Annotated in this window: 28 protein-coding genes and 1 tRNA gene; 14 read left to right on the forward strand and 15 right to left on the reverse strand. The window is 68.1% G+C overall.

What is annotated here, in order from left to right; all coding sequences use genetic code 11:
* Positions 1-39: 39 nt before the first annotated feature.
* The gene (locus tag OG947_RS04290) at positions 40-792 is read left to right on the forward strand and encodes a GAF and ANTAR domain-containing protein (RefSeq protein WP_222650187.1); all 753 of its coding nucleotides are present in this window, start codon (positions 40-42) and stop codon (positions 790-792) included.
* 16 nt (positions 793-808) lie between these two features.
* Here OG947_RS04290 and OG947_RS04295 read toward each other — a convergent pair whose 3' ends face one another.
* The 7 genes from OG947_RS04295 to OG947_RS04325 form a co-directional block, all read right to left on the reverse strand.
* Positions 809-1,438 carry a pentapeptide repeat-containing protein gene (locus OG947_RS04295; RefSeq protein WP_328813195.1) on the reverse strand — a complete coding sequence of 210 codons (630 nt, stop codon included), beginning with the start codon at positions 1,436-1,438 and terminating at the stop codon, positions 809-811.
* Between the two features lie 390 nt (positions 1,439-1,828).
* A complete protein-coding gene (locus OG947_RS04300; protein ID WP_082544607.1) occupies positions 1,829-2,440 on the reverse strand; it encodes a vitamin K epoxide reductase family protein in 612 nt (203 codons plus the stop codon).
* Between the two features lie 81 nt (positions 2,441-2,521).
* Positions 2,522-4,063 carry an AMP-binding protein gene (locus OG947_RS04305; protein WP_328813196.1) on the reverse strand — a complete coding sequence of 514 codons (1,542 nt, stop codon included), beginning with the start codon at positions 4,061-4,063 and terminating at the stop codon, positions 2,522-2,524.
* Between the two features lie 40 nt (positions 4,064-4,103).
* Complete coding sequence (locus tag OG947_RS04310) at positions 4,104-4,688, reverse strand: TetR/AcrR family transcriptional regulator (RefSeq protein ID WP_027504042.1); 585 nt, start codon at positions 4,686-4,688, stop codon at positions 4,104-4,106.
* A gap of 48 nt (positions 4,689-4,736) precedes the next feature.
* Positions 4,737-5,585 carry an SDR family oxidoreductase gene (locus tag OG947_RS04315; RefSeq protein WP_222638274.1) on the reverse strand — a complete coding sequence of 283 codons (849 nt, stop codon included), beginning with the start codon at positions 5,583-5,585 and terminating at the stop codon, positions 4,737-4,739.
* A gap of 36 nt (positions 5,586-5,621) precedes the next feature.
* Positions 5,622-5,888 carry a hypothetical protein gene (locus tag OG947_RS04320; protein ID WP_222638275.1) on the reverse strand — a complete coding sequence of 89 codons (267 nt, stop codon included), beginning with the start codon at positions 5,886-5,888 and terminating at the stop codon, positions 5,622-5,624.
* A 23-nt stretch (positions 5,889-5,911) separates the two neighbouring features.
* Positions 5,912-6,145: a hypothetical protein gene (locus OG947_RS04325; protein WP_155956902.1), complete on the reverse strand. Its 234-nt coding sequence runs from the start codon at positions 6,143-6,145 to the stop codon at positions 5,912-5,914.
* A 153-nt stretch (positions 6,146-6,298) separates the two neighbouring features.
* Here OG947_RS04325 and OG947_RS04330 point away from each other — a divergent pair, with 153 nt between their 5' ends.
* Genes OG947_RS04330 through OG947_RS04340 form a run of 3 tightly spaced genes read left to right on the forward strand, consistent with a single transcriptional unit; the run spans position 6,299 to position 9,666 of the window.
* On the forward strand, positions 6,299-7,012 hold the full coding sequence (locus tag OG947_RS04330; RefSeq protein ID WP_328813197.1) for an SDR family oxidoreductase: 714 nt from the start codon (positions 6,299-6,301) through the stop codon (positions 7,010-7,012).
* A gap of 32 nt (positions 7,013-7,044) precedes the next feature.
* Positions 7,045-8,043 (forward strand): NADP-dependent oxidoreductase, encoded by a 999-nt coding sequence (locus tag OG947_RS04335; protein ID WP_328813198.1) that lies wholly within the window; start codon positions 7,045-7,047, stop codon positions 8,041-8,043.
* Positions 8,044-8,073: 30 nt separating this feature from the next.
* Positions 8,074-9,666 (forward strand): ABC-F family ATP-binding cassette domain-containing protein, encoded by a 1,593-nt coding sequence (locus OG947_RS04340; protein WP_261769691.1) that lies wholly within the window; start codon positions 8,074-8,076, stop codon positions 9,664-9,666.
* 12 nt (positions 9,667-9,678) lie between these two features.
* On the opposite strand, the gene OG947_RS04345 is transcribed toward OG947_RS04340, so the two are convergent.
* The gene (locus tag OG947_RS04345; protein WP_328813199.1) at positions 9,679-10,893 is read right to left on the reverse strand and encodes an EAL domain-containing protein; all 1,215 of its coding nucleotides are present in this window, start codon (positions 10,891-10,893) and stop codon (positions 9,679-9,681) included.
* 158 nt (positions 10,894-11,051) lie between these two features.
* Here OG947_RS04345 and OG947_RS04350 point away from each other — a divergent pair, with 158 nt between their 5' ends.
* Both OG947_RS04350 and OG947_RS04355 read left to right on the forward strand, forming a co-directional pair.
* A complete protein-coding gene (locus tag OG947_RS04350) occupies positions 11,052-12,326 on the forward strand; it encodes a serine/threonine-protein kinase (RefSeq protein ID WP_056447133.1) in 1,275 nt (424 codons plus the stop codon).
* 46 nt (positions 12,327-12,372) lie between these two features.
* Positions 12,373-12,711 (forward strand): hypothetical protein, encoded by a 339-nt coding sequence (locus tag OG947_RS04355; protein ID WP_328813200.1) that lies wholly within the window; start codon positions 12,373-12,375, stop codon positions 12,709-12,711.
* A gap of 22 nt (positions 12,712-12,733) precedes the next feature.
* Here the strand turns inward: OG947_RS04355 and OG947_RS04360 are convergent, their stop codons facing one another.
* A complete protein-coding gene (locus OG947_RS04360; RefSeq protein WP_027504051.1) occupies positions 12,734-13,150 on the reverse strand; it encodes a hypothetical protein in 417 nt (138 codons plus the stop codon).
* Positions 13,151-13,174: 24 nt separating this feature from the next.
* Positions 13,175-14,104, reverse strand: a complete 930-nt coding sequence (locus OG947_RS04365; RefSeq protein ID WP_328813965.1) for a glycoside hydrolase family 43 protein — start codon at positions 14,102-14,104, stop codon at positions 13,175-13,177.
* A 176-nt stretch (positions 14,105-14,280) separates the two neighbouring features.
* Here OG947_RS04365 and OG947_RS04370 point away from each other — a divergent pair, with 176 nt between their 5' ends.
* The 8 genes from OG947_RS04370 to OG947_RS04405 all read left to right on the forward strand — a co-directional run bounded on the left by OG947_RS04370 (position 14,281) and on the right by OG947_RS04405 (position 21,266).
* Positions 14,281-15,510, forward strand: coding sequence for a DUF3500 domain-containing protein (locus OG947_RS04370; RefSeq protein ID WP_442973086.1), 1,230 nt, complete (start codon positions 14,281-14,283; stop codon positions 15,508-15,510).
* A 48-nt stretch (positions 15,511-15,558) separates the two neighbouring features.
* Complete coding sequence (locus tag OG947_RS04375; RefSeq protein WP_222638281.1) at positions 15,559-16,485, forward strand: aldo/keto reductase; 927 nt, start codon at positions 15,559-15,561, stop codon at positions 16,483-16,485.
* 100 nt (positions 16,486-16,585) lie between these two features.
* Positions 16,586-17,260 carry a VOC family protein gene (locus OG947_RS04380; protein ID WP_328813201.1) on the forward strand — a complete coding sequence of 225 codons (675 nt, stop codon included), beginning with the start codon at positions 16,586-16,588 and terminating at the stop codon, positions 17,258-17,260.
* A gap of 114 nt (positions 17,261-17,374) precedes the next feature.
* Complete coding sequence (locus tag OG947_RS04385) at positions 17,375-17,698, forward strand: alkylmercury lyase (protein WP_222650178.1); 324 nt, start codon at positions 17,375-17,377, stop codon at positions 17,696-17,698.
* A 148-nt stretch (positions 17,699-17,846) separates the two neighbouring features.
* A complete protein-coding gene (locus OG947_RS04390) occupies positions 17,847-18,311 on the forward strand; it encodes a VOC family protein (protein ID WP_094689020.1) in 465 nt (154 codons plus the stop codon).
* Positions 18,312-18,388: 77 nt separating this feature from the next.
* Complete coding sequence (locus tag OG947_RS04395) at positions 18,389-19,519, forward strand: tyrosine-type recombinase/integrase (protein WP_328813202.1); 1,131 nt, start codon at positions 18,389-18,391, stop codon at positions 19,517-19,519.
* Positions 19,519-19,866 (forward strand): helix-turn-helix domain-containing protein, encoded by a 348-nt coding sequence (locus tag OG947_RS04400; protein ID WP_222650177.1) that lies wholly within the window; start codon positions 19,519-19,521, stop codon positions 19,864-19,866. Before OG947_RS04395 ends, OG947_RS04400 begins: the two co-directional genes overlap by 1 nt.
* Before the next feature lie 125 nt (positions 19,867-19,991).
* Positions 19,992-21,266 carry a hypothetical protein gene (locus OG947_RS04405; protein WP_328813203.1) on the forward strand — a complete coding sequence of 425 codons (1,275 nt, stop codon included), beginning with the start codon at positions 19,992-19,994 and terminating at the stop codon, positions 21,264-21,266.
* A gap of 159 nt (positions 21,267-21,425) precedes the next feature.
* Here the strand turns inward: OG947_RS04405 and OG947_RS04410 are convergent, their stop codons facing one another.
* The 5 genes from OG947_RS04410 to OG947_RS04430 all read right to left on the reverse strand — a co-directional run bounded on the left by OG947_RS04410 (position 21,426) and on the right by OG947_RS04430 (position 23,815).
* Positions 21,426-22,103, reverse strand: a complete 678-nt coding sequence (locus tag OG947_RS04410) for a haloacid dehalogenase type II (RefSeq protein ID WP_328813204.1) — start codon at positions 22,101-22,103, stop codon at positions 21,426-21,428.
* A gap of 124 nt (positions 22,104-22,227) precedes the next feature.
* Positions 22,228-22,479: a hypothetical protein gene (locus OG947_RS04415; protein ID WP_328813205.1), complete on the reverse strand. Its 252-nt coding sequence runs from the start codon at positions 22,477-22,479 to the stop codon at positions 22,228-22,230.
* On the reverse strand, positions 22,476-22,673 hold the full coding sequence (locus OG947_RS04420) for a hypothetical protein (protein ID WP_156380409.1): 198 nt from the start codon (positions 22,671-22,673) through the stop codon (positions 22,476-22,478). The genes OG947_RS04415 and OG947_RS04420 overlap by 4 nt, the downstream gene beginning before the upstream one ends.
* A 199-nt stretch (positions 22,674-22,872) precedes the next feature.
* A tRNA-Leu gene (locus OG947_RS04425) sits at positions 22,873-22,946 on the reverse strand.
* 29 nt (positions 22,947-22,975) lie between these two features.
* Complete coding sequence (locus OG947_RS04430) at positions 22,976-23,815, reverse strand: sulfurtransferase (protein WP_328813206.1); 840 nt, start codon at positions 23,813-23,815, stop codon at positions 22,976-22,978.
* Positions 23,816-23,826: the final 11 nt, after the last annotated feature.

Below are 23,826 nucleotides of genomic sequence, written 5' to 3' on the forward strand. Positions count from 1 at the left end.
TGCCGGAAGGTTGTCGCCCCGTCGTGGTGCAATGGTGCCGTGAACTCCTCTGACTCCTTGCCGCTCGCGGTCGTGATCGGTAACGCCGTCCGCTCGTTGAGCGCGGCGGGCACCGACGACGACCATGCTGCGGAGTTGATGCACCGGCTGGTCGACGCCGCCTGCGCGTGCATCCCCGACACGGACATGTGCGGAGTCACCGTCGAGCTGAACGGCGCACCCTTCGCGGCCGCGACGTCGTCGGCCACCGTCTCCGCCATCGACCTCGAGCAGTACGACGCGGACAGCGGTCCGTGCCTGCACGCCGCTCGCGAGGGCGAGACGGTGCTGGTCGACTGCGAGGCGGGAGACGCCCGGTGGCCGGAATTCGGCACCACTGCGCGCGCCGCGGGGATCGCCGCGATGATGTGCACCCCGGTGCGGGTGGGTGACCGCACCATCGGTTCGCTCACCCTCTTCGCCCACACCCCGCACTCGTTCGACGACCTGGACCGTCAGGTTCTCAGCACGCTGGTCGGCGCCGTCTCGGACGCGCTGGAACGCGACGACCAGCACCGCGACCTCTCGACCACCGTCGACGGCCTCCGCGATGCCATGGCCCACCGCGCACCCATCGAGCAGGCCAAGGGCATCCTCATGGCCCTGCGCGGCATCGACGACGCCGCGGCGTTCGAGGTGCTCTCGACCGAGTCGCAGCGCACCAACCGCCGACTGCGGGACATCGCCCGCGAATTCGTGTCGTCGGTGACGGACGTCGCGCCGGCCGAGATGACCGGCGCGCGCCCCACCTGACGCACAGTTCGACCGGTCACCACCCGGGCGGAACCTCCAGGTCGACCGGAACTCGGGTGTTCCGGTCCCCGCTCGCGGACGCCAGTTGCGTCCGGGTGAGAAACAGCGCGTCACGCAGGTCCGCACCCCGGACGTCCGCGCCGCGCAGATCGACCCCGAGAAGGTCGCATCCGGTGAGGTCGGAACGGCGCAGATCCGCCCCCACCAATGACGCCCCGCGCAGGTCGGCACCGACGAGCCACACGTCACGCAGGTCCGCGCCCGCCAGGTCCGCTTGCGGGACGAGCCGTGCGTCCGTCGCCGCCCCGTCCGCGAAGTAGGCCGCGCGCACCTCGGCGCTCACGGTGTCGAGCACCTGCCTTACGCGCCCTCGAACGAACGTCACGTCCACCGCGAGAACCGAGGTGGCGCCAGCGTCGACGGCGGCAGAGATCTCCGCGCACAGCAGATCGACCTCGTCGGTCAGGTCGCTGTCGTGGGAACGCGTGCGCACCCGCGTCAGATGCCACAGCATCTCGTGCAGGTCCATCACGACCTCGAAGGCCGAGAAGACGGTGCGCGCGGTCGCGTCACCGTCGCGCCACGACGCGGCAGGGAACATCGTCGTGCTGACGCGTTGGCCGGCTCCGAAACAATCGAAGGACACGCAACCGCGGTACCCGCGTCGAGGCAGAGCGGAGTGGATCGAACACCGGAAAGTCGTGTCCAGATGGGCACACGGGACGCCCGGTGGTTTGTCGGTCGCGAACTCCACCGATCGCGAGAATCCGAGGGCGGTGCAGCACAGGCCGGTGCACCGCGCGCAGTCGGCGCGCAGTGTGGACGGATGCGGGACAGGGGCCGAGAACGGCTCGTTCATGAGGTACTCCGGAGAGAAGTGACAGGGGCCGGAGGCGGCGGAGCCCTCGGAAGGGTCCGCCGACACCGGCGCACGCAGTCACCACCGAACGCACGGAGTGCGCTCGGTCGGAGCCACAGGGCCTGGTCAGGACATCATGAAGAGATCACTGCGCGCAGAGTAGCGCACCGACCCCGGTCAGCCGAGCACGAACCTCTGCACGACGAGTCCTGCCAGCACGAGATACCAGAGGACGAGGGGGACGGCGTGGTACCGCGTCAGCAGGTCTCTCGTCCGGCCCGGTCCCGCCAGAGCCGACACGTTCACCACCGTCACGTACCAGAAGACGGGCACCGTGACGGCCCACACCACCATGCAGTACGGGCAGAGCGCACCGATCTCGTACAGGCTCTGCACGATGAGCCAGTGCACGAAGGCGACGGCCGCGGTGACCCCCACCTGCAGCCCTGCCCAGAACCACCGATCGAGACGCGTGCGCATCAGCAGGGCGACGCCCACCATGGCGACGATGGCGAAGCCGCCCACCCCCATGAAGGAGTTGGGGAATCCGAGGACGGCCGCCTGGCGTGATGCCATGACCGAGCCGCAGTTGACCACGGCGTTGAGGTTGCACGTCGGCGCGTACGACGGGTCCGCCGTCAGTCGTATCTTCTCGTAGGTCAGCACACAGGCGGCCGCGAATCCGACGACCCCGCCGATCAGCAGGACCCACGGCAGCACGCGCGCCGGGGTTCCGCGAGACGGACGGTCCACGTCGACGTCGTCGTCGGACAGCGAGGACATCGTCATCGGTGAGATCCCGTCGGAGAGTCGGAGAGTGGTCGAGTCCCCGAGTGTAAACAGCCTCCCTGAGAGATCGGCTCCGGCGAGTCAGTTGACCTCGCGGTCCAGCCCGTCCCAGTAGGGCGTGCGTAACTTGAACTTCTGCAGCTTGCCGGTGGCCGTGCGCGCCAGCTCGTCCCGGAACTCCACGGTGGTCGGCGCCTTGTACCCGGCCAGTCGCTGCTTGCACCACGCGATGAGGTCGACCTCCGTCTCCGGGCCGGCGTCCACGTCCGGCGCGAGCACCACCAGGGCCTTGATCGTCTCGCCCCACTTCTCGCTCGGCACCCCGATGACGGCGACCTCGCTCACCGAGGGATGGGAGAAGAGGCAGTCCTCGACCTCGATGGACGAGACGTTCTCGCCGCCGGTGATGATCACGTCCTTCTTGCGGTCGGCGATGGTGAGATAGCCGTCGTCGCCGATGAGGCCGCCGTCACCGGTGTGGAACCAGCCGCCGTCCAACGTTCTGGCGCTCTCCTCGGGCCGCCCCCAGTAGCCCTCCATGACGACGTTGGATCGCGCCAACACCTCGCCGGTCGGGTCGACGTCGAGTCGGACACCCAGTGCGGGGGCGCCGGCCCGAGTGAGCTTCGCGGCACGCTTCTCGGGTTCCAGATCGTCCCACTCCTGGCGAGTGCGGTTGACGGTCAGCAGAGGGGACGTCTCGGTGAGCCCGTAGATCTGGATGAACTCCCACCCCAGTTCTCGCTCCACGCGCGCAACCGTCTTCGTCGGTGGCGGCGCACCGGCCATGATGATGCGCACCCGATCCCGGCCGGGGATCTCGCCCTCCCACGTCTGCGCGGCATCGAGCACGGCTGCCGCGACGGCGGGGGCCGCACACATCACCGTCACGCCGTGATCGCGCACGCGGCGCAGGATCTCGGCGCCGTCGACCTTGCGCAGGACGATGTGCTGCGCACCGACTCCCGTCATCGCGAACGGCTGTCCCCAGCCGTTCGCGTGGAACATGGGCAGGGTGTGGAGGTAGACGTCGCGATCGCTGACGCCGACGTGCATGCCGAAGGTGACCGCGTTGACCCAGATGTTGCGGTGCGTGATCTGGACACCCTTGGGGCGAGCCGTGGTCCCCGACGTGTAATTGATGGCAGCGGTTGCGTTCTCGTCCGGATCCCACGGTGCCGGAGTGGATCCCGGCGGAGCGTACAGATTCTGGTCGTCACCGAGAACGACGACGTGTTCGCACTCGACGTCGCCGAGCGAGTCCTTCAGCTCCGGATCGATGTAGAGCACGCGCGCACCGGAGTCCTCGATGATGTACCGCACCTCGTCCGGCCGGAGTCTAAAATTGACGGGAACGATGACGCGGCCCCAGCCACTGATTCCGTAGAACGACGTGAGCAGACGGCCCGCGTTGTGGCTGACGATCGCCACTCGATCGCCACGCTCGATACCCAGATCGTCGAGTTTCGCGGCCTGCCGCCGGGCGAGGTCCGCCATCTCGGCATAGGTCGGCGATCCGAGGCTCGGAGCGGGCTGATCGGGCTCGTCGACGAACCCGACCCGGTCTCCGTACACGGCGGCGGCGCGGTCGAGGAAGTCGGTGACACTGAACGGGACGAACATTCGACCGACACTAACAAGGCTCCGCGCCGTGCGGCGCAGTTCACCGAGAGGCGGTGCCCAGCAGGTCGGCCATCATGCCGACGAGCCACTCCTCGACGACGTCGAGCGGCCGCGTGCTCCGTTGCGCCTTGCACATGAGGAGGGCGCCCTCGATGGCCGACAGGGCAAGGGTCGCACCGCGTTCCGCGTCGTCACGAGCGACACCGCGCTCGCACAGAGAGTCCGCGATGATCTTCTCCCACGACGTGAAGGCCGCACCTGCCGCGTCACGGGCACCCGGGGTGTTGGGCCCCTCGACGGCCGCCGCACCGACGGGACACCCCGCGACGTGATCCGTCGCGACGAGTTGGTCACGGAACGACCCGACGATGGAGGCCATGGTGTGCTCGGGTCCCCGCGACGCGAGACCCGCCGAGATCATCGATCCCATGAAGTCACCCGCGCCCCGTGTCGCTTCCTCGACGAGCTGCGGGCGCCCTCCGGGAAAGTGGTGGTAGATCGACCCGCGCGGCGCATGGGCATGCTCGATGACGTCGGCCACCGAGGTGGCCTCGACACCCTTCTCCCGGAACAGCAGCGCCGCGCTGCGCAACATGTCGGTACGGGCGGTGCTCTGCCTGGGCATGGGATTCCTCTCGTTCTATGCAGTGCACTATACCGACCGTGCTCGTGCTCAGCCGACGGTGAGAAACTCCCGGAACGAGAGCGGTCGGCGTCCGGTGATCTCCTCCACGTCACCCGAGACGTCGGCGAGAGCTCCCGAGGCGATGGCCGTGTACGTCGACACCCACGCGTCGTTCTGCCAGGCGGGTGCCGCCCATCGTGCCCTCGACTCGTAGGCCTCCGCCACCGTCTCGTCGTGAAACCGCACGTCGACTCCCCGGACGTCGGACAGTGTGGCGGCCACCTCCGTCATCGACAGCGCCTCGGGCCCGGTCAGATCGTAGGTCCGGCCGATGTGACGGGCAGGGTCGCTCAGCACCGCCGCAGCGGTGCGCGCTACGTCGACGCGGGCGACGAGCGCGGCACGCCCCTCCCCCGCCGGTCCGCGCAGAACACCGTCCTCCCCCACGAAGTGCTCCATGACGTCGAGGTAGAAGTTGTCCCGGAGGAACGTGAACCCGATACCCGTGGACCGGATGTGACTCTCCGTGGCGTGGTGATCTCGGGCCAGGGTGAAGACGGCGTCCGGCGCGGCGCCGACGAACGACGTGTAGACGATGTGGCGCACGCCGGCGGCGACCGCCGAGTCGACGAACGTCCTCTGCTGGTCGACACGATCGGCGCTCTCGGAGGCCGAGACCATGAACAGGACCTCGATCCCGGCGAGTGCCTGCACCGCGGCGGTCGCGTCCGAGTAGGAACACTGCGCGACGTCGGCACCCGGGTGTGACGGCGCGCGACCGGCGTTCCGCACCAGCAGACGCTGCGACGCGCCCGCGGCGGCGAGCGACGCGGCGACGGCGCCGCCGAGTGCGCCGGTCGATCCGGTGACCGCGACGGGAGTTCGGATGACGTTCACGGGCTTTCCTCTCGTGACACGATGGCCGCCGGACGATCACCGACCAGGAGACTTTTTCATGGCGCCGTGGCAGATGCGCGCGGTGGCGCTGTAACTGCGGGCGACGGCGAAGCGGACGATGGCGTCCGAGGCTCGGGCCGACCGCCGGATGCGGCGGCCGAAGGACTCTCCGACTCCGCCGGCGCGCATGGCGGGACGGCACGACATCGAGCGGTTCGAGGTCGCGGGACGGCCCGTCGACGTGGTGCGTCCGCGCGACCGACCTTGCGTCAGCATCGTCGACGCCCTGATACGCGATCTCACGACCGCGCCCTGACGTCGCTGCGTCAGGTGTCGCTCACCGCATCACGACGCGCGCGGAGACGCCGGAGACGAACGACGACGACCACGGCGAGCAACAACCACCCGGCGCCGATCACACTGCAGCCGACCACGACCATGGTGCGCAACGGATGATCCTGGTCGAGGCGTGCACCGACGAGCGCCCAGAACAGGCCCAGCACCGCGAACAAGGCCATCGCCTGCGCGACGGATCGCTTGAACGTCACTCGTCTCGTCACCAGCGGGGTGTACCCCGCACGGGGCGCGGACTACCCCCGAGGGGGGTGCGAGTCTTGTCACGCGGGAACGACGGCGGTGCCGCAGCGCGGAACAAAACATGACCATACTCGGTTCTGAGTACAGTCATATAACCTCACAGAATCGAGCTCGTCATGACCGCTCTCGCCGGATCCGTCGTCCTCGTCACCGGAGCCAACGGTGGCATCGGTACGCAGTTCGTCCACGATGCCCTCGCCCGCGGCGCCGCCAAGGTGTACGCCAGCGCCCGGACGCCGCGCGACTGGGACGACGACCGCATCGTTCCCGTCACCCTGGACGTGACCGACCCCGCGTCCGTCGAGGCCGCCGCCGCACAGGCCGCGGACGTCACGGTGCTGATCAACAACGCGGGCGCACTTCCGCCCGGCGCCAGCCTGCTCGACGTCGAGGTCGCCGACATCCGCGCCACCATGGAGGTGAACTTCTTCGGTCCCCTGCTCGTGGCGCGAGCTTTCGCGCCGGCACTGATAGCTCACGGCGCGGGCGTGCTGATCGACGTGCACTCGGTCGCCAGCTGGTACCACTTCGGTGGCGCGTACAGCGCGTCCAAGGCGGCCCTCTGGGCGGCCACCAATTCCCTGCGTCTCGAACTGGCGCCCCGGGGCGTGCTCGTCACCGGTGTGCACATGGGGTACGTCGACACCGCGATGGCGGCGGGCGCAGACGGGCCGAAGTTGACGACCGAGCAGCTCGTCGCGGCCGTTCTGGACGGAGTCGAGGCGGGTGAGACGGAGGTGCTCGCCGACGAGCTGACCGTCGGCGCCAAGGCCGCACTGGCCGGACCACTCGACGCCCTGTACCCCGGATCCCGGCCCACCACAGTCTGATTCGACCGGCCGAGAGAAACAGGAGACTCACGATGCGCGCACTCGTCCTCACCCGCTACAAGCACCCTCTCGTCGAACGGGATGTTCCGGAGCCGACCGTCGGTGATCACGACGTCCTGATCCGAGTGGAGGCGGCCGGTCTCAACGTGCTCGACGAGAAGATCCGTCTCGGCGAGTTCACACAGATACTTCCGTACACCCTTCCCCGCACACTCGGTCACGACGTCGCCGGCACCGTTCTCGCAGTCGGCTCGGCGGTGCGGTCCTTCGCACCGGGGGACGAGGTCTGGTCGCGGCCACCGACCGATCACATCGGCACCTTCGCCGAGCGCATCGCCGTTCCCGAGTCCGACGTGGCACCGAAACCGGCCGGCATCAGCATGGCCGAGGCCGGGTCGCTGCCCCTCGTCGCGCTCACCGCGTGGCAGGCGTTGGTCGAGCGAGGCGGTCTGCAGGCAGGTCAGACGGTGCTGATCCATGCGGGGGCCGGTGGTGTGGGCACCATCGCCGTCCAGCTCGCGAAACATCTGGGAGCGACCGTGGTGACCACGGCCAGTGCGCGCAACGCCGACTTCCTGCGGGAACTGGGCGCCGACGTCGTGATCGATTACCACACCGACGATCTCGACACCCTGTTCGGCGTCGACCTCGTGCTCGACAGCGTCGGCGGTGAGACACTCGAGACGTCGCTCCGCGTGTTGAAGCGAGGCGGCAAGGCCATCGGGATCACCGGCCCGCCGGACCCCGCCTTCGCCTCCGACGCAGGCCTGAACATCGTCGTCCGCACGGCCATCGCGGTGATCAGCCGGAAGATTCGTCGACAGGCGGCGAAAGCCGATGTGTCGTACGAATTCCTGTTCATGCACGCGGACGGCGGTCAGCTACGGGAGATCGCCGCCCTGATCGAGAACGGGGCGATCCGTCCCGTCGTCGGCCGCACCATCACCTTCGACGAGATCCCCGAGGCGCTGTCGACGATGTCCGCCGGCGGCAACCGCGGAAAGATCGTGGCCACCCTTCCCGTCACCTGACCGACGGCGGCTCCCGGTAGCGTCGTCGCGATGAGCTGGATTCGCATGAACGACGTCACCGCCGGGTACGAGCAGAAAGTCGTTCTCCGCGAGGTGTTCTTCCGTCTCTCCGACGGAGACAGGGTGGGCCTCACCGGCCGTAACGGGTCGGGCAAGACCACGCTCCTGCAGCTGCTCCTGGGTCGCGTCGCGCCGGACTCCGGCACGGTGGACGTCACCGAGGGTGCTCGGATCGGCTACTTCTCCCAGTTCTCCGAGCTCGACGGCGATCGCAGCATCACCGCCGAGCTCGAGTCGCTCTTCGGGGACATCAGGGCGGTGGAGACCGAACTGGCCGAGGTCGAGACGGCGCTCGGAGGCGACATCGACGAGAAGGAGATGTACCGCCTCGTCGACCGCCAGGCCGAGCTGCTCGAGCAGATGGAGGTCGGCGGTGGATGGACGTACCACCAGCAGATCGACACCGCCCTGTCGATGCTGGGTTTCGACGCCGAGCGTCGAGAACTGCCGGTGGACAAGCTGTCCGGTGGATGGCGCAACCGAGCCGCGCTGGCCCGCATCGTCCTGGAATCGCCCGACGTCCTCCTTCTGGACGAGCCGACCAACTTCCTCGACGTCGCCGGGATCACGTGGCTCGAGCGGTGGCTCCGTGACTTCCGCGGCGCACTGCTCCTCGTCTCCCACGATCGCCATTTTCTCGAGCAGGTGGTGACCACCATCGTCGAGATCGAGAACAACCGGTTGCACACCTACGACGGGAGCTACTCGGAGTACGTGCAGCAGAAGCAGTTCCGACTGAAGAACCTCGAGAAGGAGTTCAGCACCGAGCAGCAACTCCTGGCCTACGAGCAGGACGCGATCACCGACCGGAAGGAAGCCGCGAAGAATCCGAGCGGCGTACTGAAGCGGCGACTGGCGTCGATCAAGAAGAGCAAGACCCCTCGACCGGTCGATCAGATCATCACGTCGATCTACGGCGGACTGCACGTGCACGACGACCTCTGCGTCGTCGACGGCGTCACGAAGGGGCACGGCGGCGATCCACTGTTCGCGGATCTCTCCTTCGAGATCCATCGGGGCGACCGCATCGCGATCACCGGCCCCAACGGCTGCGGGAAGTCCACGCTCCTCGACGTGCTGACCGGGCTCGCACCCGCCGACTCAGGAACGGTGAAGTGGAAGGTCAAGGCGCCCGCGTTCATTCACTACAACACGGTGCTCGCGAACCTCGATCCGGACGACACCGTCACGCACGCGGTCAACGCGATGCCGGACAGTCTGGCACTGACCGCGACCCGGAAGGACGTGGCGCGCTTCCTCGCTCTGCTGCAGTTCTCCGAGGCCGAACAGAAGCAGCGCATCGGAACGCTGTCCGGAGGTCAACAGGCACGCGTCGCGTTGGCCCAGTGTCTCCTGTTCGGAGCCGGCGTCATCGTGCTGGACGAGCCGACCAACCATCTCGACCTCCCGAGCGCGCACGTCCTCGAGCGAGCGCTGACGGCGTTCCCCGGGGCCGTCGTGGTGGTGAGCCACGACCGCTTCTTCATCGAGAAGGTGGCCTTCCGCCAACTCGCCTTCGACGGCCGGGGCGGAGTGCAGAAGATCGCCGGCGTGCAGATGTAGCCCGAGGTTCGCTCAGCGCGGCGGCACCCGGTGCAGAAGCAGCGTGGCCGCGTCGAGCACCTGATCACGGTCGCGGGTGAGTCGATACTCCACACACGGCTCCCCGTCCGCGGTGCACGGCACCGCGGTCAGCGCCGCGGCGAATTCCGGGTCCACCACCACGATCGAGTGTTCTCTCGCCAGCGGCTCGCTCTGTCCGATCACGACGACGCGATGGTGGCCGGCCAGCGATCGCGCGTCTCCCGCGGTGAACAGCACGGTCAGAGCACTTCGCTCGGACAGCTGATCGAGCAGCTGCCGCCGAGTCCCGATCATCGTCTCCGGCTCCGGGACCGTGACGAGCACCAGCGACGTCGGCCCACACTCCAGGGCACGACGGAGCAGATCCGCCTCCAGGTCGGCCAGCGCGGCCGGGGTGGTCCGCACCGCGGGCCCACGGCCGTGAGTGAGCCCGAAGGGTGTCACGGCCACCGGGGCACGCACCGTCACAGCGGGGCCGGCCAGCCCTGGATGCGGTCGACGCGGCACGGCGTCGAAACGCGGTAGCGGGCCGGGCGCGCCGAAGTACCAGCCCTGCCCCCACGAGGCACCGAGCTCGAGGGCGCGGGCCTCGTGCGCAGCATTCTCGATTCCCTCGGCGACGACGACGGAGCCCGTTCGCGCGGTCTCCGCGGCCACCGCGGCGAGGAGCGCGATCGTCTCCGGCGTGGACGGTTGCTGGACCAGGCGCATCTCCAGCTTGACGACGTCCGGTCGCAGCAACGCCAGCAGCGCGAGGCTCGACGAGTCCGCCCCCACGTCGTCGACGGCGATACGCCACCCCAGGTCTCGGGCGTGCGCGACCGCACGCAGTATTCCGGCCGGATCCGCCATCAGGTCACGCTCGGTGATCTCCACGACGATGGACTGGTCGGCGGCGTCCACGAGCGCACCGCGTGCGAAGTCCGGCGGTGGGGCGTCCAGGGCGGCGGGTTCGGAGTTCACGAACAACGCCAGTTCACTCGGGAGTCCCGCTTCCGCTGCGCCGCGCACTGCGGACACGCGGCAGAGCCAATCGAACTCGGCGGTCACACCCCGGCGCTCGGCCTCGGCGAACAAGTCCTCGGGTGAGCCGCCGGACGCCGGCCTGGTCAAAGCCTCGTAGCCGACGATCGAGCGATTCCTCAGATCGACGATGGGCTGATAGACGGTGTCGATCGGTCCGGGAAGAAGAGGGGGTGCGTCCACCACATGCCCTTTCCGATCCACAACTGCTCCGACGTCCCCACCCGGCCACACAGTGTGCCTCGAGTTCCGTTCGAGTCGGACATCGCGGCTCTGCGTGACCAATGGCCGACCCGCCCTAGGATCAATGCCCATGGTGAACCGGTCGACAGGTGCGATGAATGGCTGAGCAGGTGGCCGCACCCCGCATCGTCGCCGGTCGCTACCTCCTCGGACCTGTCCTGGGCCGCGGTGGCGTCTCGGACGTGTTCCGGGCGACCGATCGGACGCTGGGCCGGGCCGTGGCGGTGAAGTTGTTCCGCAGCGACGACCACACGCCGCACGACCGTCGACGCATCGACAGCGAGATGCGCACCCTCGCGTCGCTGACCCACCCCGGCCTGGTCACGCTCCACGACGCCGGCTCCGAGTCCGACGTCGTCGGTTACGACGGGCCCTACCTGGTGATGGAGTTCGTGGACGGCACCACGCTGTCCACGTTCCGCGCGGGCGGCACCCTGCCGCCCGAGGTGATCCGGCAGATAGGCCACCAGGTGGCGCAGGCACTGGCACACATCCACGCGTCGGGCATCGTCCACCGCGACGTCAAGCCTGCCAACATCCTGATCACCCGCGACGACGACGCGGGACTGCGAGCGAAGCTCACCGACTTCGGTATCGCGCGCATCGTCGACTCCGACCCGATGACCGAGCACGGCACCGCCGTCGGGACGGCGCACTACCTCAGCCCGGAGCAGGCGACCGGCGAGGCGACGGGGCCGGCCTCCGACGTCTACTCGCTGGGCCTTGTCCTGACCGAGTGCCTCACGGGACGAATGGTGTTCGAGGGCAGCGCGATCGCCGCCGCGATAGCCCGTCTGCATCGCGACCCGGTGATCCCCGTCGAACTCGGGCCTACGTGGGTGTCGCTGCTGACCGACATGACTTCCCGGACGCCGACGGCGCGCCCGACCGCCGCCGACGTGGCTCACCGGCTGCACACCCTCACCGAGGACACCGACACCGCGGTCCTCGCGACCCCGATGGCGACGCCGGCCGCCGTCGTGTCGGGCCGTCGATCCGCCGTGCCGTGGGTACTCGCCGCGCTGGGAATCTGCGCGGCGCTCGTCACGGTGCTCGCGATCCGCGGAGCGGGGTCGGACGGTGAACCGACGACGGAGCCGCCGCTGCCGAGCACGTCCGTGGTGGTCGAGACGACGTCGGAGCCGACGGCCACCCCTGTCCCGGTTCCCGAGACGGTCCCGGAGGTCGCGCCACCAGTCGTCGAGACGACGACGGTCGCTCCCGCACCCGTCGTTCCGCAACCCGCAGCACCCGGCAACGGCAACTCCGGGAACGGCAACTCTGGCAACGGCAATTCCGGGAACGGCAACTCGGGCAACGGCAATCCCGGGAACGGCAACGGTAACTCCGGGAACGGTAATGGCAATCGCTGACTGATCACCCTCGTTTGTGGCGTGACAGCTCGGGTAGGCCGCACCCATGACTGCAGACGACGCGACCACACCACTACCCCACTACGACCAGCTCACGGTGGGGACCATTCAGCACCGTTGCCGATCGCTCGATCAGGATCAGATGGAGCGGCTGATCGCTCACGAGCGCGATGCGGCGAACCGCCCTCAGGTGCTTCAGATTCTCACTGCTCGTCTCGGCGAACTGCGCGCCGGAGCCGAACCCTCCGGAGGGGACCCGTCCGCCGCTCCCGAGGTGTCGGACACCCCGCGGCAGTCGAACGTCGGTCCGGAGCACTCCCCCACCGACCACACGCCGCTCCGGCACGGCGTCGCGTACCAGACCCCGGCACGCGGCAAGCCCTGACGACGCTGGGTCCGCGCGGCGTTCACCGGTCGGTGTGCGCCCAGCGTCGTGCGCCGGCGAAGGTGCTCGCGAGGACGAGCACGACGACGATCGTCAGGGCGGACCACATGGTCACGGACGCGTCGAAGGAGAACAGCAGGCCTGCTCCCAGTGCGGCCGCCGTCGCGACCACCGCGCCGAGGGGAAGCGCCACTGCCACCGCCGTCGTCGTGCGCCGGACCAGAGGATCGGAGGTCAGCCTCAGCGTCAGGAACACGGCGAGCAGCGCGAGAACGTATGCCGCCGCGACGCTCCCCACGTAGAGGATGAGCAACCCGTCCACGGGGAACGCCACGGACGCGTCGGGCGGCAGACCGACGAAGGCGGACACGATCCACAGCAGCCCGGGCAGCAGACCGAGCAGGACACCGGTGAGTCCCGCGGCGACGACTCGTCCCACGTCGTCAGCGACGTCCGGTGCGGATCACGCGGGTTCTCGCATCACACCGAAGTGCCGCGCGGTTCCGGACACCCCGGGCAGCTCCTGCACCGGGGACCATGTGGCGAGACCGTCCGTGCTGTCGGAGTACAGGTACTTCCCGTCGATGTAGGCATCGAGGTAGATGCGCCACACGTCGTTCGGCAGCTGGACCAGAGCCGGACCCTCGACCATGGAACCCCACGCGCCGGGCGCGACGAAGCGGTAGGGCCCCGTCACCGTCGGCGCCACCGCGTGTTCGATGAACTTCTTCGTCTCGTTCTTCGTGAACGCGTGATAGGTCTCCCCGACCTTCACGATGGTGGTGTCGATGTGGTCGGCTCCGATCCCGTCGAGCGGCACCGGGAGGCTCCACGAACTCAGGGACGCGTCGAGCGCCGTCATCAGGTACGGCACGAATCCGCCACCGGTCGACAACGACAGGACGACGTGCACCCTGTCGCCGTCGACGAACCATTCCGGAGCCCAGGCCTTGGTGACGAACGGCGACAGCGACGGGCCGTCGGCGAAGCCTGCCGACTCGGAGAAGAACGGGATGCGTGGGCCCTTGCCGTCTCCGGTGCCGGGCATGAACGCGCAACAGAACGGCACCGGCTGGGTACCTGTGAACGTCCAGTTCACCCGGTCCGGGCTGCGAGCGAAGCCGATGTTCGCACCGTCGGCCGTCGTGTAGGTGAGGCGGTACGACCCGTCGATGTGGCGAAAGATGCTGGGGTCCCGCATCAGTCCCGACGGCGGTCGGAACGCGGACGTACGCTCCGGCGTGAACGTGGTCCCGTCCGACGACCGATACACGTCGAGGTCACGGTCGCTGGCATTGCTGAACGCGACCATCGTGTAGGTCCATTCCGCTGGAGCGGTAGCACTGCTCGCCGGGGCGGCGACGAGCAGGCTCGCCACGGCGAGAAGCACCATCGGTAGGCCGAACAGTCGCCTGCGTCGGAGGGTCGTCACCGATGCAGTCTCCCAGTCCCATCTGTCTCATCTGCACCATGATTCACATCGGTGCGGGATCGTTACGCAGGTCGTTCACAGGAAACGTCCAGCGTCCTCGCACCGAGGGTGCAGGAAGCATTCGTAACGTCCGACCCATGATGTTCTACAGAACTCCCACACCCGCCGGTTTCCCGCGAGGCGGCCGCACGGCCCTCGCCTCTGTTCTCGTGGCCGGCAGTCTGCTGCTCGGCGGCTGCAGCGCCGCCACCGAGAACGCGGCGACACCGGCCTCCGCCACCACGAGCCAGGAGGCCGCCGTGTCCACCGCCTCCGTCACCGACGGCGCGACCACCACCGCGGCCACGATCAGCGACAGCGCCACGGCCGCCGAGGCTTTCCTGGCGACGCTCACCGACGCGCAGCGCGAGCAGGTCACCTATGCCTACGACGACGAGACCAAGACGACGTCCTGGTCCAACTTCCCCGTCACCTTCGTCGACCGCGCCGGCCTGAACCTCGCCGACCTCACCGACGAGCAGCGCGCCGCCGCCATGACCGTGCTCGAGTCGCTGCTCGGCGACGACGCCTACTCGACCGTCACCGGCATCATGGGCGGCGACGAGTACCTGCACGAGAACAGCACCTCCACCGAGGACTCACTCGGCCAGTACTACATCGCCTTCTTCGGCGACCCGTCCGCCACCAGCGCCTGGGAGATCCAGTTCGGCGGACACCACCTCGGCATCAACGCCACCCGCGACGGCGCCGCCGACGCCGTCACCTTCGCCCCCACCCACCTCGGCGTCCAACCCGCCGAGTACACCACTGCTGACGGCACCGACGTGCAGCCGTTCGACGGCATCTACACCGACGCCTTCGCCTTCTACGACAGCCTCACCGACGAGCAGAAGACCACCCTGTACCAGGGATCGGACGTCGCGGCCATGGTGTGCGCGCCCGGCAGCACCTGCGACTTCCCCACCGGCACCGGATTTTCCGGCGCCGACCTCACCGACGAGCAGAAGCAACTGCTCCTGCAGGTCATCGCGAACTGGGCCGGCATGGCCGACGAGGAGACCACCGCCGACGCGCTCGCGACCATCGAGGCGACGCTCGACACGACCTACGTGAACTGGTCCGGCGCGACCACCTACGACATGAGCCAGGGCGACGGAATCCACTTCCAGATCAGCGGACCGGACGTCTACGTCGAGTTCGCAGCACAGCAGGGCTCGGCCGGGGCGGACGTCGCGGGCGTCACCACCTCGGGGTGGGGCCACGTCCACACCATCTACCGCGACCCGAGCAACGACTACGCGAACAGTGTCACGCAACAGGAGTCGACCGGAATGGGCGGCGGCGCGATGCCGGGTGGGGGCTTCTGACGATTCCACGGTTGCGCCGGGCGGTTCGCGGCGGGTAGTCAGGTGCAGATGAAGACCTACGAGCTACCCGGCACCGATCTCCGCGCGTCCAGCGTCGTGCTCGGCCTCATGCGCATCGAGACGCTGAGCGACGAGGAGATTCGAACACTCGTCGGGACCGCGCGTGATGCGGGAGTGTCGGTCTTCGACCACGCGGACATCTACGGCAGCGATCGTCACGCCTGCGAGCGCAGGTTCGGCGACGCCGTGTCGTTCGCATCGGATCGAGACGACGTCATCGTCCAGAGCAAGGTGGGCATCCGAGAAGGGTTCTACGACTTCTCGTCCGACCACATCCTGACCACCGTCGACGAGTCTCTCGCCGCCTTGCGTACCGATCACCTCGACGTCCTGTTGCTGCACCGGCCGGACACCCTCGTGGAGCCGGCCGAAGTCGCGGCGGCCTTCGACACGCTGCACACGGCGGGCAAGGTGCGGCATTTCGGAGTCTCGAACCACACTCCCGGACAGATCGAGGTGCTGAAGACCGAGGTGCGACAGCCTCTGATCGTGAACCAGGTTCAGCTGAGCATCACGCATGCACCGCTCGTGGCGGCCGGTCTCGCGGCGAACATCGCCGGGCTCGAGCAGTCGGTCGACCGCGACAACGGTCTGCTCGATCACGCGCGACTGAACGGCGTCACTCTGCAGGCGTGGTCACCGTTCCAGAAGGGGACGTCGGACGGCGTGTTCCTCGGTGATCGCGAGAACTACCCCGAACTGGACGACGCGCTCCGCGAGCTCGCCTCCCAGTTCGGAACCACGCCCACCGCGATCGCCACCGCGTGGATCACCCGGCACCCGGCGAACATTCAAGTGGTGCTCGGAACCACCGACCCCGGCCGCGTGCGGGAAGCTGCCGCCGGTTCGGACGTGGTTCTGAGCCGGGAGCAGTGGTACCGCCTCTTCCGCGCTGCAGGGCACACGTTGCCGTGATGCCGGTGAACCATGCACTCCCGAACACCGGGATTCCCGCGCCCGCAGGAGAAAATCGTCGTCGAACACCCCTCAGCAGCACATCGACGAGGAGCAGCGCATGCGCCCGCACGTCCACCTCAGCGGTCAGCTGATCTGTCGGGACGATGCCGAGTCGGCCGTCGTGTCGGAGTGTCTGCCCCGCCATGTCGAGCTGACCCGGGCCGAACCCGGGTGCGTGTCCTTCGACGTCCAGCAGAGCGACGACCCCCTCGTGTGGCAGGTGGACGAGTACTTCACCGACGACGCCGCCTTCGCACGACATCAGGAGCGAGTCTCGTCGAGTGAGTGGGGCAGACGGACGGCGGGCATCGAACGGCGGTACGTCGTGGAGCGCGAACGCGACGTCGCCCCGACGACGAGGGGGCCGTTACGCACCGCAGGCATCTCTCTGGATTGCGCCGATCCGGAGGAACTCGTTCGGTTCTATCTGGCCCTCCTCGGTGGTCGTCGACTCTGGGGTGACGACCAGGCGTCCGGGATGCGCACCGATGAGGGGCTCGTCCTGGTGGCGCAGAAGGTCGAGGAGTACACACCTCCCGAGTGGCCCGGAACCGCCGTGGTGCATCTGGACATCGACGCGGGCAACGACCTGGCCGGCGCGGTGCGGTACGCAGAAACCTGCGGCGCGCGACAGTCCGAAGCGCAGGTCGATTCTCGGTGGGCTGTTCTCCTCGATCCGGCCGGACATCCGTTCTGCATCACGACGATGGTGTGGTCGAAGGATGCGGAATAGCATCAGATGCACGATCGCCGCCCCGCCCGTTGCAGCCGACACGATCTCACCATGAACCGACGCCCCTTGTGGCCGCACCGGCACGCCAACCGATTCGAGGGCAGACTCGCTCGTATGAAGGTGGAAATCTTGTACTTCGACGGGTGCCCGAACTGGCAGGAAGCTGCGGACCGGGTTCGCGCTGCAGCCAGCCTGATCGAACAGTCAGACATCGAGATCGGTCACCGGCTGATCTCCTCCGACGCCGAGGCAGCGGCGTCGGCCTTCGCCGGCTCACCGACCATCCTCATCGACGGCGTCGATGCCTTCGACGATGCCGTGCAACTGACCGAACTCGCCTGCCGCGTCTACTCGACCGACCGCGGCCTGGCGGGTCTGCCGACCGTCGACCAACTCGCCGCGTCGCTGCAATCGAAAGACGAAGCGCTGCAACGATGAACGCAGCGAAGGGTCGCGTCCCGCCGCCCCGGTCGAACACTGAGCGGTAGCGCCCGCGCGGCGACCAGCGCACCTCGACCCGCACGCACTCCCCGAAGGCACGGCAGCGTTCACTCCCTCGTGGCGTTCGCCGGCGTTAGTGTTGCCCATGGCTATGTCCAGAGCGGTCCCCGCGCTGCCGGTACGGCACATCGAGACCGCGATCGCCGTCTACACCCGCGCCTTCGGCTTCACGGCGCAGTACTCCGATCCCACCTTCGCCAAGCTCACTCGAGACGACGTCGAGATCCACCTGTGGGCCTCCGACGACGACAGCTGGACCACCCGCACCGACCCTGCGCCGTGGCCGGTGTGCAGCGGAGCGGAGACCTTCCTCGCCGGAACGGCCAGCTGCCGCATCACCGTCGACGAGATCACGGAACTGTACGACGAACTCTCGCGCGCGGGCGTCCTGCACCCAGCAGACGCCGGCCACCCCGTCGCGACGGACTGGGGAACGACGGAGTTCGCGACCGTCGACGGCGACGGCAACCTGATCACGTTCTCCACGAACACTATTCGAACCGAAAGCGCGGTCGTCGACGGTGACGGTGACGCTGTCACTACTTCCTGACCGACGGAGTCGTTGATCACCACAAATACATCGACGTCATCCAGCGCCTTGCATTGGATGCATGATACGTTCATGCGATGTCGGCCATGGACACCGTCGGGTCCGGCGCTTCTCGCGCCGAGGGGTCGGCAGATCACCTGTTGCGAGACGGCCTGTCGCTGCTCGCGCCCGAGGAAACCGTGCTGGCGGCGATGATCGAAGGGTGGGAGCAACAGCAGCGCTCGCGGATGCTCGCGAACTTGACCATCGAGCGTCGGACACAGATCGTGCGCCGGTTGGTGATCTTCACCAACGACTACCCGTGGCAGTGGTCGTCGGCGGACGTCGAGGAGTGGACGACGCATCTGGTGGAGTCGGGGGCCGCGCATTCGACGGTGCGGTTGTATCAGATGGCGGCATCGCTGTTCTGCAGCTACATCTCCGACGTCCGCTACCGGTGGCACGAGGTCTGTGAGCGGCACTTCGGGGTGCACCCGGTGCAGATCTTCCACGAGTGGAACATGGTCGTGCACCGCAGCGAGCACGAAGGGCGACCCGGGAATCGGCCGCTCACCCGCGACGAGCTGCAGGCGTTCTTCGACTACTGCGACACCCAGGTGAACCGGGTCGGTGCCTCCGGTCGCAAGGGATGGCTGGCGAGCTATCGCGACGCGACGCTGTTCAAGGTGATCCACGCCTGGGGTCTGCGCCGCCGGGAGGCCTCGATGCTCGACACGGTCGACTGGACCGCCAACCCGGCGGCCGCCGAGTTCGGCCGTTATGGGGCGCTGTCGGTGCGCCACGGCAAAGCCCTCTCCGGCGGACCGCCGCGGCGCCGCACGGTCCTGACCACCATGGAGTGGGCCGCCGAGGCCGTCGACGAGTGGGTCACCGAGATCCGGCCTCTCTACGGCTCCGATCAGCTCGCCCTCTGGCCCACTGAGCGCAGCGCACGGGTGGGAGCGGTGTCGATCTCCCAACGGTTCGCCGAGTACCGCAACGCCGTCGGGCTCGAGAAGCACCTCGGCCCGCACTGTCTGCGCCACTCGTATGCGACACATCTGCTCGAGGACGGCTTCGATCACCTCTTCGTCCAACAACAACTCGGACACTCCTGGGGATCGACCACCGCGATCTACACCAGCGTCGGCACCGACTACAAGAACAACGCCCTCCGACGAGCACTGAGTCGGGCGTTTACCACCGCGAGCACCGACGAGGAGAACTGATGCCGCAACCGCAGCTGAACTACCAGTGGCACCTGCGCCGCCTCCTGGCCGACCAGGGCATCTTCGCGACCACCGGACTCGGACCTCTCCTCGCCGAACGAGGAATCACACTCTCCGAAGCACAGGTGTATCGCCTGGTCACCGGGACACCCGAACGTCTGAGCCTGCGCACCCTGATGGCACTGTGCGACATCCTCACCTGCACACCCAACGACCTGATCGAACCGATCGCCGAACCCGCCACAGGGACCGCGACCGGAACATCGACACACCGCCCCGACACCGCTGCCGCGACCACCCGCGCCAAGACCCGCACACCCCGACGCGCCGACATCCGGCGACAGTGATCGCAGGACGTTGTCGCATCTGCACCACCGCCGAGGTTCGCGGCATGACGGTGTGCGACCGCTGCAGAAAACGAGCCACGCAGCACCGCGGCACGTGCGCCGGCTGCACAAAGCCGGACAAACTGTTGGACGACGACGACACCTGCCGGTGGTGCCGCCAGAAGGCGCGTCGCACCTGCACCTGTTGCGCTGCAACAGGATCAGCTCTCACCAGCGCCGAAGGCGACACCCTCTGTCACCGGTGCACACTGACCCGCCGCCTCGACGCGATCATCCCTCCTCATGCCGACAGCCCCCTCGCACCGCTGCGGCAGCCGCTCCTGCACGCCGAACCCGTCACCACCCGCCGGTGGCTGATCCGCACCACACCCCTGCTGCTCTCCATCCAGGACGGCAGCACAGCCCTCACACACACCTCGTTCGACACCCTCCCGCACCCGAAGTCGGTCGAGCACCTGCGCTCACTCCTCGTCGCCACCGGCATCCTCGGCCCGGACCTCGACCGCAGCATGCGCCGCCTCGAAGCCCAACTCCCCCAACTACTGAGCAGCCTGACCCCGAACCACCGCGCACTCCTGACCAGGTGGACACAGTGGGCCGTACTACCCAGATTGCGCGCGGCGACCGAGAAACGGGAAGGCCGTGTCGGCGCCCAGAACGCTCGCTCACAGATCCGACAATCGGCACTGTTCCTCGACCTGCTGCAGCAGCGCTCGACAGAGCTCGGCGAATGCACACAACACGGCATCGACACCTGGTTCAGCACGCCCGGAGCCGCCCACTGGCGGGTACGGTCCTTCCTGACGTGGGCACGACGCAACCGGCACCTACCCCGCACACTCACCCTCCCCTCGAGCTACCGAGGCCGAGCCGAAGTCCCCACCGGCGACGACGAGAGGTGGCAGATCTGCCGACGCCTCGTCCAGGACGAGTCGCTGGACCCCGCCGACCGGCTCGCCGGCGCTCTGATCGCATTGTTCGCCCAACCACTGACTCGTATCGCCGGGCTCACCACTGCCCACGTCACCGAAACCGACGCCGGGGTCGAACTGCGGCTCGGCAGCGCCGACACGCTCCTGCTACCGGATCCGTTCGCCCAGATCGCCCTGCAACTACCCCGACCACGACGCGCAGGAACCGCGGAGCAAATACCTCAGACATGGCGCTTCCCCGGTCACCGTGCTGACATGCCACTCACGGCGACGGCGCTCGGTAACCGGATGCGTCGCATCGGTATCAGTCCGCAGGCCCTGAGACTGTCCGCCATCACCCACCCCACCCGAGAGCTCCCACCGAGCGCACTCGCCGCGATGCTGGGCCTGAACGCACACACCGTCGCGCAGCACACGCTCCGAGCCAGCGGCCAATGGACGAACTACGCCGCCGACCGCCACTCCTGAGTCACGCTATTCGCAGAATCGAATACGGCAACCCTGCCAGTGGACCCGTGACGAGTCCGGCACGGTGGCCCCAGCGATCGATGGGGCGGTGGGATCCGGTGCAGTAGTCCGCGCTGTACGCGGTTCAGTGCACCGGATTCGCTCTGCGCGGGTGTCTGTTCACTCGTCGGTCGAGTCGAACAGTGCGCGCACGACACCGTCGAGCGTCTCGGCTGACACGTCCGCCTCACCGAAAGCGGCCGTGGGCACCTTCTCCTCACGGCGGCACCATCCGGTGCGCAATCCCACGCGTCCGGCGCCCTGAAGGTCCCAGGAGTGCACCGCCACCATCGCGCACCGGTCCGCGGTGACTCCGGCGCTCGACACCGCCAGCTCGTACGGCGCTGCTGCCGGCTTCCACGCGCGGACGTCGTCGATGCTGAGCACTCGTTCGACCCGATCGGACACACCGGCCCGGTCGAGGAACCCTGCTGTGGAGTCCGCGCTCCCGTTCGACAGGGTGAACACTCGCGCACCACCGGCGATGGCGGCGTCGAGTGCCGCGACAACGTCGGGGTGCGGTGTCGTCTCCGCGAACGCTCCGATGATGTGCTCGATGTCAGCATCGGAGACGGACCCACGGGTGTACGCCCGCAGAGCGGACGATGCCACTGTGGCGAACGGCTCGTACGCACCGGACAGGGTCAGCGCCATGCCGTCGCGCAACAGGTGCGCGAACCATCCGTCGAACGACGATGTCGGCGCCGCCGCCGTGAACCTGTCGCGGACGATCTCGAGATCGGCGAGTGTGCCGACCACATCGAAGACGACGACATCAGGACCAGCGCGCTCTGCCATGCCACCGGCGTACCCGACGAGGCGGAACGCCAACCCGCTCGACCAGCGCGCCGACGCCTCGGTGGACCTCCCCGGCCGCGCAGCGTCATCGAATTGCTTCCCGGACAGGACTTCACGAGTCCCTTCAGGGCTCGTCGGTTGCCGCGTCTCCGGTGTCCGATCGGGCCACGCCCACGGTGAAGGCATTCGCCAACTCGTCGAGCACTCGCTCCGCTCGCGCGGCGCGCCAGGTGTCACCGCATTCGAGCAATCTGTCGCGGTGCGATGCGAAGTGGGCGCTGAGCAACGGGATGAGGTTGACCGGGATGTACATCGATCCCCGTGACGGCCGGGCCTCGAACACCTGGTCCACCTCGACGCCGATGTCCCCGGTCATGACGCATCGCTCAGCGTCGCGGGCAGCCCGCCCCCCGTTCGACGACGCTCGGCGAGCAGTCGCTCGAGTGCCATCAATCTGAACACCTCTTCTGCGGGGGCGTTCTCTCGTACGGCAGCGCGTCGTCTCTGCATAATCGCCACCACGTCGTCGACGTCGGCCGTCCGGTCCATGTCGTCTGCTCTCGACACCATGGCGTTCTCCCTTTCCGACACCGGACGAGTCGTGGAACAGTCGGGCCGTTGCCTGGTCTCCGGCCGTCGCCCGGCCGGGAACGAGCGCGCGGCTCAGAGCGTCGACCGCGCTGGGTCAGGTCGATACCCGTAGGGAGTTCCTGTAAACACGACGAGCGTATCGACGTGACGTGCCGAGAGGACGGAAGGACGGTGTCGGTGCCCCCACCGGGACTCGAACCCGGAACACAAGGATTTTAAGTCCTCTGCCTCTGCCAATTGGGCTATAGGGGCCAGCTCGAGGCCAGCCTATCGCGGGCCGTTCAGGAGTCGCCCGGTCCCGTCTCGACCGGTCGCCTGGCGTCCGACGACCACGCGGACCACGATCCCGGGAACAAGGCCGCATCGATACCGGCGAGTGCGAGCGCTGCGATCTCGTGCGCCGCGGTCACACCGGATCCGCAGTAGACGGCCACTTCGTCGCCGGGTCGAATACCCATGGTCGTGAACCGATCTCGCAGGACAGCAGGCGCAGCGAAGGTCCCGTCGACGGTCACGTTGTCCGACGTCGGCGCGCTGAGAGCGCCGGGAATGTGGCCGGCACGGGAATCGACGGGCTCGACCTCCCCGCGGTACCGCTCCCCCGCACGTGCGTCGAGAAGTCGACCGGGGAATGTGGCGGCAGCGTCTGCCGTGACCGTCGGCAGATGGCCCTCGGACAGCGTCACGTCTCCAGCCCGCGGCGCGGTCTCCTCGCCCGACCGCGTGGGTAGTTCGGCCGCCTGCCACGCGCCGAGTCCACCGTCGAGCATGCGCACAGTCTCGACGCCCGCCCAGCGCAGCAGCCACCACGCCCGAGCCGCAGCCATGTTGCCGGTGGCGTCGTAGACGACGACGGACGAGTCGGCGTCGATGCCCCATCGCCGCGCATACATCTGCAGATCGTCGAGTCGGGGCAAGGGGTGCCGCCCTTCGGTGGGCTCCCCGTGACCGGCGAGTTCCGAGCCCAGGTCGACGAAAACGGCGCCGGGGATGTGCGCGTCGAGGTAGTGCTGGTGGTTGTCGGGATCACCCAGTGCCCACCTGACGTCGAGCAGCACGGGCGGACGCGGCGACGTCAGCGCTGCGGACAACTCCGACACGGTCACCAGGATCTCCGACATGGCGATCAGAG

Source organism: Rhodococcus sp. NBC_00297 (genome assembly GCF_036173065.1).
GTDB lineage: Bacteria > Actinomycetota > Actinomycetes > Mycobacteriales > Mycobacteriaceae > Rhodococcoides.

What these genes read in the sequence shown, in the direction of transcription:
- OG947_RS04340 (WP_261769691.1), top strand. Translation starts at nt 8,074, where the DNA reads ATGAGCTGGATTCGCATGAACGACGTCACCGCCGGGTACGAGCAGAAA.
- OG947_RS04430 (WP_328813206.1), bottom strand. Translation starts at nt 23,815, where the DNA reads ATGTCGGAGATCCTGGTGACCGTGTCGGAGTTGTCCGCAGCGCTGACG.
- OG947_RS04400 (WP_222650177.1), top strand. Translation starts at nt 19,519, where the DNA reads ATGCCGCAACCGCAGCTGAACTACCAGTGGCACCTGCGCCGCCTCCTG.
- OG947_RS04310 (WP_027504042.1), bottom strand. Translation starts at nt 4,688, where the DNA reads ATGCCCAGGCAGAGCACCGCCCGTACCGACATGTTGCGCAGCGCGGCG.
- OG947_RS04395 (WP_328813202.1), top strand. Translation starts at nt 18,389, where the DNA reads ATGTCGGCCATGGACACCGTCGGGTCCGGCGCTTCTCGCGCCGAGGGG.
- OG947_RS04335 (WP_328813198.1), top strand. Translation starts at nt 7,045, where the DNA reads ATGCGCGCACTCGTCCTCACCCGCTACAAGCACCCTCTCGTCGAACGG.
- OG947_RS04375 (WP_222638281.1), top strand. Translation starts at nt 15,559, where the DNA reads ATGAAGACCTACGAGCTACCCGGCACCGATCTCCGCGCGTCCAGCGTC.
- OG947_RS04410 (WP_328813204.1), bottom strand. Translation starts at nt 22,103, where the DNA reads ATGGCAGAGCGCGCTGGTCCTGATGTCGTCGTCTTCGATGTGGTCGGC.
- OG947_RS04350 (WP_056447133.1), top strand. Translation starts at nt 11,052, where the DNA reads ATGGCTGAGCAGGTGGCCGCACCCCGCATCGTCGCCGGTCGCTACCTC.
- OG947_RS04355 (WP_328813200.1), top strand. Translation starts at nt 12,373, where the DNA reads ATGACTGCAGACGACGCGACCACACCACTACCCCACTACGACCAGCTC.
- OG947_RS04385 (WP_222650178.1), top strand. Translation starts at nt 17,375, where the DNA reads ATGAAGGTGGAAATCTTGTACTTCGACGGGTGCCCGAACTGGCAGGAA.
- OG947_RS04390 (WP_094689020.1), top strand. Translation starts at nt 17,847, where the DNA reads ATGGCTATGTCCAGAGCGGTCCCCGCGCTGCCGGTACGGCACATCGAG.
- OG947_RS04380 (WP_328813201.1), top strand. Translation starts at nt 16,586, where the DNA reads ATGCGCCCGCACGTCCACCTCAGCGGTCAGCTGATCTGTCGGGACGAT.
- OG947_RS04370 (WP_442973086.1), top strand. Translation starts at nt 14,281, where the DNA reads ATGATGTTCTACAGAACTCCCACACCCGCCGGTTTCCCGCGAGGCGGC.
- OG947_RS04300 (WP_082544607.1), bottom strand. Translation starts at nt 2,440, where the DNA reads ATGACGATGTCCTCGCTGTCCGACGACGACGTCGACGTGGACCGTCCG.
- OG947_RS04330 (WP_328813197.1), top strand. Translation starts at nt 6,299, where the DNA reads ATGACCGCTCTCGCCGGATCCGTCGTCCTCGTCACCGGAGCCAACGGT.
- OG947_RS04305 (WP_328813196.1), bottom strand. Translation starts at nt 4,063, where the DNA reads ATGTTCGTCCCGTTCAGTGTCACCGACTTCCTCGACCGCGCCGCCGCC.
- OG947_RS04365 (WP_328813965.1), bottom strand. Translation starts at nt 14,104, where the DNA reads ATGGTGCTTCTCGCCGTGGCGAGCCTGCTCGTCGCCGCCCCGGCGAGC.
- OG947_RS04415 (WP_328813205.1), bottom strand. Translation starts at nt 22,479, where the DNA reads ATGACCGGGGACATCGGCGTCGAGGTGGACCAGGTGTTCGAGGCCCGG.
- OG947_RS04420 (WP_156380409.1), bottom strand. Translation starts at nt 22,673, where the DNA reads ATGGTGTCGAGAGCAGACGACATGGACCGGACGGCCGACGTCGACGAC.